Genomic DNA, 7240 nt, shown 5'->3' on the forward strand with positions numbered 1-7240 from the left:
GCTGGTGGACCGTCTCATGCGAGATGCCGAGCAGCTGAGCGATATGCCAGTCGCTTCGGCCTTGGGCGACCAGGATCAGGCAGTCGAACTGGCGGCCGGTAAGCGTCGGGCGCTTTTCGGCCTGAGATGACGATGCGGCGGACAGCCGGATGCGCCGGGCCGCCTCGAAGGCGAAGCAACCGATGTATTGGGCGGCGGGCAAAAGCTGGCGCTGGACATCACGGCCGGCGCGCATTGCGAAGGAGCAGGAACCCAGGAACTCTCCGGGCACATTGACCGGCACCGTGAAGCCTTCCCCCATCCCGCAGGTCGAGGCCGCCTCCAGAATCTCCGTCTGGCGCGGATTGAGGACGATGATCCGCGACACCTCCGACCAGAGGAAGCCGGTGGCGGATTTCTGGCAGGCGGCCAGAACCGGGTCGTCGCCGAGATAGCCGCGCTCGCGCATGAGCGCGCGCCAGGCGTCGGGATAGTTGATGAACTGCAGCGCCTCCTGCGCCGCGATCGGACCCGCGGAAAGGTTGACGTGATGCACGAGCGCCACGTGATCGAATCCAAACCCTTCGACCGTGCCGGTCAACAGATCGGCAAGCTCGCCCATCTTCGTGGCGCGCTTCGATAGCCTGACGAAATCCTCGACGTCGTCAAAGGCGCTCACCTTGCCCCAGCCTCCTCGCCCTTTGCATCGTCCTGCCCCGCCTCGCCGAACGTCTTTGCATACTTCACGAACGCCCGCTGAAGGTGCGCCGCCGGCAGCGCCACAAACGCCTCCAGCATTTCCAGGGCGCCCGGCGTCGCAAGCAGGGTGTTGAGGCGCCCGAGTTCGTCGCCGGACGTCTTCGCGTACAGACCTTCCGTCAGTTCGCCCAGCTCGCAGCGCAGCGCGCCGGCGATCTCGACCAGCCGCGAAAAGCTGATCCGGTTGGCGCCGCGTTCATATTTCTGGATCTGTTGGAAGGTCACGCCGACGGCCTCCGCCAGCCCGGACTGCGAGAGGCTGAGGGATCGTCGCCGCTCTCGGATGCGTTGCCCGATGGCGACGTCGAGCCTATGCGGCGCGCTCTTCGTCGCTGCCTTGGCCATTCTCGTCTCCTTCCGCATACCTTGGCCGCGACACGCGGACTTGTCACCTGAGGGCGAAAGCCAGGGTCATCAGCCAGGTGGTTCCGCGGACACATGGGTGGCGGACGACGGCCGGTTCGAACGGATTTCCTGTTCTGCTCCCGAAGTGAAGCGCGCTGGTTGCGCATACGGAACGCGTCGCCGAGCGCGTTGGCGCCAAAGGCGCCGGCGCCATCAGCATGCTGACGGCGCTAGGGCGCGACTGCGTCGGTGCGCTTCAGTTTCTGCCTGAAGGGGTTGAGCCAGGCCCCGCCGGCGTCGTCGAAGGCACGCCCATCTCGGACGCGGAAATCGCCGAGAGACTCCGCAACCTCGCGACCAATCCGCTTGGAATGAGCCCAGGGAAGGACTTCCGGATATCGATCGCCGGCGCGCAGGAAAAGACCGCGCTGCTCAAGCGCCGCGGCCGCTGGCAACGGCCCGCCGGCTCGACGCCCACGACACACATCTTCAAGCCCCAGATCGGTAAGCTCCCGAACGGGCTCGACCTCTCAAACTCGGTCGAGAATGAGTACCTCTGCCTCAAGATCACCGAAGCCTTTGGCATAGGCTTTCAATTCAGGGCTGAGGGACTTCAGCCACTTTAACCGCTGACGTGTTGCGGCGCCCGGCCAAGGGGTCGCCATCATTGAAGACGTGTCGCTTTTGGCCACCCGTGAGCCACTCAAACCGCGCGGCGGCGAGGCGCGCCTTGTTCGTTGCGGGATCCCTGGATATATTACCGGGCATATCTGGAGGTCGTCATGAGCAATTCTTCGCAGAACCGCGCCGTGAAGAACTACCGCGGCCGACTGGGTGAGCGCGGCATGGCACGCTTCGAGGTGCTCGGTCGGGCTGCTGATCGCGAACTCATCCGATCTCTGGCCCGCCGCCTGGCGGAAGGTGGGCCTGAAGCCTCGCGCATCCGAGCCGCCGTGAGCCACGCGATCTCGGGTGAACCGCCGAAGCGGGGCGGCATCCTCGCCGCGTTGCGCAGGTCGCCACTGGTTGGTGCGGACCTTGACCTGAGTCGTCCCTTCACGCCGGGGCGCTCGGTCGATCTGTGACGCGCTACCTGCTCGACACCAACATCATCAGCAACGTCGTCAAGCCCACGCCGTCCGACGCTCTTCTGGCGTGGATGGCCGACCAACTCGATGAAGATCTCCACATCTCATCCTGGACCATCGCAGAAGTGCAACGGGGTCTTCTTGAGATGCCGCAGGGGCGCAGGCGTCAGGGGCTCGAAGCCTGGTTTTCGGGGCCGGAGGGTCCGCAGGAATTGTTCACAGGCCGGGTGCTGTCGTTTGACGAGCGGGCCGCCCTCGCGTGGGCTCGGCTGATGGCCGCGGGGACCGCAGCGGGACGGCCTCGCAGCGCGCTCGACATGATCGTCGCCGCGGTGGCCGAAGCCCACGACTGCATAATTGTGACCGACAACGAAAAGGACTTCGCCGGTCTTAACTTCATCAATCCGCAGCGACCGGCGTGATAGGCATTTTGGGGGTAGCAATAGCTGGGCGCCGCGACGCACAGGCCTCGATAGGCCCAGGCGGGATATACCGGCGTGACGGAATGGCTAGAGCGATCCGTACGCAGGTCAAAGTGGACAACTAGCGCACGATCTAGCGCACTTTGACAAAGACGATACAGTTTTATTATATCTATCAATATCTTACTTATGGACGCGGTAAACTCAGAAGAGATTCAAGACGGCGGAGCCCTAGTGCAACCTTAATCGTTCGGGTTTCGTAATCCCCTCGACCAGGCGCCCGGCGCCCGGCGCCCGGTCGGCCATTCGCTACGAGGTTCGCGATGCCCGAGATTGCCGCCCTGTCCCGCCGCACGATCCTGGCCGGCGGCCTGCTCTTGCCCCTGGCGCCCGGCCTGGTCCGCGCCGCCGCGCGTAACCTCAACTTCGCCGTGTTCCGCAACGGCTCGAAGATCGGCGAGCACGTGATCAACTTCTCCGGCGACGGCTCGACCCTGACCGCCGTCACGGACGCCGCCATGACCGTCAAGATCGGCCCGGTGCCGGTATTCAAGTACCACCACCATGCCATCGAGCACCGCGCCGATGGCGCCTTCGCCTCGCTGGAGACCGCAACCACCACCAACGGCAAGGATGAGCATGTCCTGGCCGAGCGCACCGGCGCAGGCGTTCGCGTGGACTGCAACTACGGCAAGGCCACCCTGGCCGCCGACGCCAATCCGATGACCCACTGGAACCCGCAGATCTTCGGCGGCCCGCCCCTGTTCAATCCGCAGACCGGCAAGATCCTCAAGGTCCGCACCGCCCGGGTCACGCCCGGGCACGTGACCATCCGCGGCGAGGCGGAGATCGACGACTTCTATGACGAGACGGGCGCCTGGCAGTCGCTGACCGGCAAGCTCGATGACGGCAGCCACGTGGAATACCACCGCGTCTGACGGCGAGGCTTTCGCCGCGCCGCGGGACTCTGTTAGATCGGCGGTATTGATTTCATCCCTTTTGTTGAAGGACGCCACGGCCGGCTGTCTGTCGATCGGACCCGCGCGGCGTTAGGTCATTTGGACGCCAAGATTGACCCGGCCGTGACGGCCGCCGAGCCCGCCGATCTGGCCGCACGCGAGGCGGCCTATGAGAAGTTCGTCTGGGACAATCTGAACCGCAATTACCTGGGCAATTACCTCCACGGCATGCTGGGGATGACCGGCTTTCGGCTGGTCAACGCGCCGACCTTCCTGCCGGCCTATCTGCACATGATCTCGGGCTCCAACGCCATCGTGGGCCTGGGTCTGGCGCTGCAGCAGGTTGGCGGGGTGATCTCGCCGATCTTCGGCGCCAGCCGGATCGAGCACCGCACCAAGGTGATGCCGGCGGCCATCTGGATGGGCGGACTGGCCAGGACCATGGTCCTGGGCATGGCCATCGCCGGCTGGCTGCTGCACGGCCAGCCGCTGGTCATCGCGCTCTTGGTGCTGATGTTCCTGTTCGGCCTCTTCATGGGCACGCAACGGGTGGTGTTCAGCCTGCTGATCGCCAAGGTGATCCCGATCAGCCGCCGCGGCCGACTGCAGGCCTGGCGCAACGCCACGGGCGGCGCGATCGCGGCGACCTTGGCCTATTTCGCCGGCCGCTACTTCATCGGCACAAACCTGTTCGGCAATGGCTATTCGACGACCTTCGTCTGCGCCTTCGTGCTGACCAGCATGGGCCTTTGGGCCATGCAGCTGCTGCTCAAGGAGCCGGAGCCGCCCACCACGCGGACCCGCGCCCCGTTCCGCGAGCGGCTGCGCGACTTCCCCAAGCTGATCCGCCAGGACCGCGGCTACGCCAATTTCCTGGTGGTGCAGATGCTGTCGGTCTCGGCGCGCATCGCGACGCCGTTCTACATCATCTACGTGGGCCAGAAGCTGCACGTCCACGGCGCGGTGGAAGCCGGCAAGATGCTGGGCATCCTCTCCACCGCCTTCCTGGGCGCAGACACGCTCTCGAACCTGGTCTGGGGCTATCTGGGCGACAAGACCGGCTTCAAGCTGGTGCTGCTGTTCTCGCTCGTCACCTGGGCGGCGGCGACGGTGCTGCTGATGAACGTGATCGCCGTGCCGCTGATCTTCCTGGCGTTCTTCGGCCTGGGCGCGGCGCAGTCCGGCTACAACATGGCCGCCCAGACCATGATCCTGGAGTTCGGCAGCCGCGATGACCTGCCGATGCGCATCGCCGTCTCCGCCACCGCAGAGGCGATCACCGCCACGCTCGGCCCGCTGATCGGCGGCCAGCTCGCCGACCTGATCGGCTTCGATCGGGTGTTCGGCATCTCGCTGGGTTTCCTGGCCGCGGCGATCGTGCTGCTGGTCACCGCGGTGCGCGAGCCCCGAACCGCCAGGCTGGCGGCGCTTTAGGCCGCCGCCTTCTGCTCCGCCGCCAGGCTGATGCGGGCCTTGGCCATGTCGCCGGCCACCTGATCCGTCGGACGCCGGTCGAACTTGGAGCGGTCGAGGACCTCGCCCAGGGTCTCCATCAGCCGCGCCAGCTTCATTTCCACCCAGGCCGGGTCGAAGGCCTCGCCCCGATCCAGCGCGCGGATCTCGCCGGCCACATTGATGATGCCGCCACCGTTGATCACGTAGTCCGGCAGATAGAGCATTCCGCGGTCGAAGACGGCTCGGCCGGTCTCCGGGTCCGAGAGCTGGTTGTTGGCGCCGCCGGCGATCACCTTGCACCTCAGGCGCGGCAGGGTGTCGGGATTGACCGCGCCGCCCAGAGCGCAGGGGGCGAAGACCTCGGCCTCGGCGTCGAAGATGGCGGCGGGCGGCACGATCCTGGCGCCGGTGCGCTCGGCGACCTGGCGCAGGGCGTCGTCATTGACGTCAGCGATGATCAGCTTGGCGCCGGCGGCATGCAGCTTCTCGGCCAGATAGGCGCCGACATGGCCCACGCCCTGGAGCGCCACGGTGACGCCGTTCAGGTCGCGGCCCAGCGCACGCTGGACGCCGAGCGTGATGCCGCGGAAGACGCCTTCGGCGGTCACCGGGCTTGGATCCCCCGAGGCCGCGGCGTGGCCGGTGAGGCCAGCGACATAGCGGGTGGTCTTGCGCGCATGCATCAGGTCGGCCGGCGAGACGCCGACGTCCTCGGCGGTCCAGTACTTGCCGCCGACATCCTCGACCGCACGGCCGAAGGCTTCGAAAAGGGCCGGGCTCTTCTGGGTGCGGCTGTCGCCGATGATCACGGCTTTGCCGCCGCCCAGCTCCAGGTCGGCCATGGCGTTCTTGTAGGACATGGCGCGCGACAGGCGCAGCGCGTCCTCCAGCGCCAGCTCCGCGCTCGCAAAGGGCCACATGCGGCAACCGCCGGCGGCCGGGCCGCGGGCCGTGGAATGCACGGCGATGATACATTTCAGGCCGGTTTTTTCGTCAAAGAACGAATGGACGCCTTCGTGGCCCTCAAAGGCGGGGGAATCGAACAAGGTCATACCGCGGACATCGCTGATGCTGGGGAGGGATTTGCGCCGCAAGGCTCTACGCCGGACCGGTTAACGGAACAACCCGATTCAAGGCCCCGCCGCCGCCTGGACCTGGCTGTTTGCGCTGGTGGGCGCGGTCGGGATCTTCGGCGCGCCGGACGGCAGGGGCCCCGACGGATCGCGGATGAAACTGAGGATGTCCTTCCAGACCATCGGCCCTTCACGATCACGCATCATCAGGTGGTAGCCGTGCGCGTAGTAGGCCGAACGGTCGGTGGGCTTCAGCTGGCTCGCCGCCTTGAAGGCCGCGTCCTTCGGGATGATCTGGTCGTGGGCGCCGTAGAGGTAAAGCGTTGGCAGCCGGGCCTTGCCCACCTCGTCTGCCGCCCTGCCCATGGTGGTGACCAGGCCATAGAGCGTGTCCGAGCGCGCCCCCCAGATCATCAGCGGGTCGCGGCCCATGGCGATCAACTCGTCACGGTTGTCGGACGGCGTGACCTTTGAGGTCAGCCAGCCCGGCGGGGTGTAGACCTTCGGCCCCGTGAAATTGGCCGCCAGCCACAACAGGGTCTTGTAGGGCAACGGCTGTTCTCGCCAGCCCCAGACGGCCGGCGACAACAGCACCAGCCGGTCGGCGCTCGGCGGCCGGTCGCTGGCGAAGGCCTCCGCCGCCACGGCCCCGCCCAGGCTCTCGCCGGCCACCACCAGGATGGCGTGCGGGTATTTGGCGCGGGCCAGGGCCGCGACAGTACGCAAGTCCTCGACCATCAGGTCGTCGCCGGCCCAAATGCCGCGATCCGGCGAGCGGCCGAAGCCGCGCTGGTCATAGGCGATGGTGGTGACGCCCTGCGCGGCCCACCAGGGCGCGGCCATGTGGAAGGCGTTGGCGTAGTCGTCCATGCCGTGGACGCCCACGATCACCGCCCAGGGCTCGCCGTTGGTCGCATCCCACTCGGAGAGCCCCAGCCTGGCGCCGTCGAAACTGACGATATCGCTGGCCTCGATGCGCGGACCGCCGAAGCCCAAAGGCGTCTGGCCGGCGCGCTGGACCATCAAGGGGGTGCAGGCGGTCAGCAGTAGGGTGGCGAGGAGGGCGGCGAGGACGCGGGACATGGCTGACAATCAGATGCCACGAGAGGTCGGCGGTTTCGAGGCGACCTCAGGCCGCATCCTCGTCCGCCGCATTCTCG

9 protein-coding genes are annotated in these 7240 nt (G+C 66.6%); 5 read left to right on the top strand and 4 right to left on the bottom strand.

Going from position 1 to position 7240, the window contains the following annotated elements; all coding sequences use genetic code 11:
• Positions 1-658 (bottom strand): autoinducer binding domain-containing protein (locus E8A12_RS04025; protein ID WP_293366471.1); only part of this gene is annotated, 658 nt, incomplete at its 3' end.
• Complete coding sequence (locus tag E8A12_RS04030) at positions 655-1083, bottom strand: helix-turn-helix transcriptional regulator (RefSeq protein ID WP_293366472.1); 429 nt, start codon at positions 1081-1083, stop codon at positions 655-657. The genes E8A12_RS04030 and E8A12_RS04025, both read right to left, overlap by 4 nt.
• Positions 1084-1301: 218 nt before the next feature.
• On the opposite strand from E8A12_RS04030, the gene E8A12_RS04035 reads away from it, so the two are divergent.
• The 5 genes from E8A12_RS04035 (at position 1302) to E8A12_RS04055 (ending at position 4986) form a co-directional block, all read left to right on the top strand.
• Positions 1302-1709 carry a HipA domain-containing protein gene (locus tag E8A12_RS04035; RefSeq protein WP_293366473.1) on the top strand — a complete coding sequence of 136 codons (408 nt, stop codon included), beginning with the start codon at positions 1302-1304 and terminating at the stop codon, positions 1707-1709.
• 156 nt (positions 1710-1865) lie between these two features.
• A complete protein-coding gene (locus tag E8A12_RS04040; RefSeq protein WP_293366474.1) occupies positions 1866-2168 on the top strand; it encodes a hypothetical protein in 303 nt (100 codons plus the stop codon).
• Positions 2165-2593: a PIN domain-containing protein gene (locus E8A12_RS04045; protein ID WP_293366475.1), complete on the top strand. Its 429-nt coding sequence runs from the start codon at positions 2165-2167 to the stop codon at positions 2591-2593. The genes E8A12_RS04040 and E8A12_RS04045 overlap by 4 nt, the downstream gene beginning before the upstream one ends.
• 323 nt (positions 2594-2916) lie before the next feature.
• Positions 2917-3531 carry a DUF6134 family protein gene (locus E8A12_RS04050; RefSeq protein ID WP_293366476.1) on the top strand — a complete coding sequence of 205 codons (615 nt, stop codon included), beginning with the start codon at positions 2917-2919 and terminating at the stop codon, positions 3529-3531.
• A gap of 120 nt (positions 3532-3651) precedes the next feature.
• Complete coding sequence (locus E8A12_RS04055) at positions 3652-4986, top strand: MFS transporter (protein ID WP_293366477.1); 1335 nt, start codon at positions 3652-3654, stop codon at positions 4984-4986.
• On the opposite strand, the gene E8A12_RS04060 is transcribed toward E8A12_RS04055, so the two are convergent.
• Both E8A12_RS04060 and E8A12_RS04065 read right to left on the bottom strand, forming a co-directional pair.
• Positions 4983-6059 carry a Glu/Leu/Phe/Val dehydrogenase gene (locus tag E8A12_RS04060; RefSeq protein WP_293366478.1) on the bottom strand — a complete coding sequence of 359 codons (1077 nt, stop codon included), beginning with the start codon at positions 6057-6059 and terminating at the stop codon, positions 4983-4985. The two genes, E8A12_RS04055 and E8A12_RS04060, sit on opposite strands and share 4 nt — an antisense overlap.
• A gap of 78 nt (positions 6060-6137) precedes the next feature.
• The gene (locus E8A12_RS04065; RefSeq protein ID WP_293366479.1) at positions 6138-7163 is read right to left on the bottom strand and encodes an alpha/beta fold hydrolase; all 1026 of its coding nucleotides are present in this window, start codon (positions 7161-7163) and stop codon (positions 6138-6140) included.
• Between the last annotated feature and the right edge of the window lie 77 nt (positions 7164-7240).

This window comes from Phenylobacterium sp. (genome assembly GCF_004799395.1).
GTDB lineage: Bacteria > Pseudomonadota > Alphaproteobacteria > Caulobacterales > Caulobacteraceae > Phenylobacterium.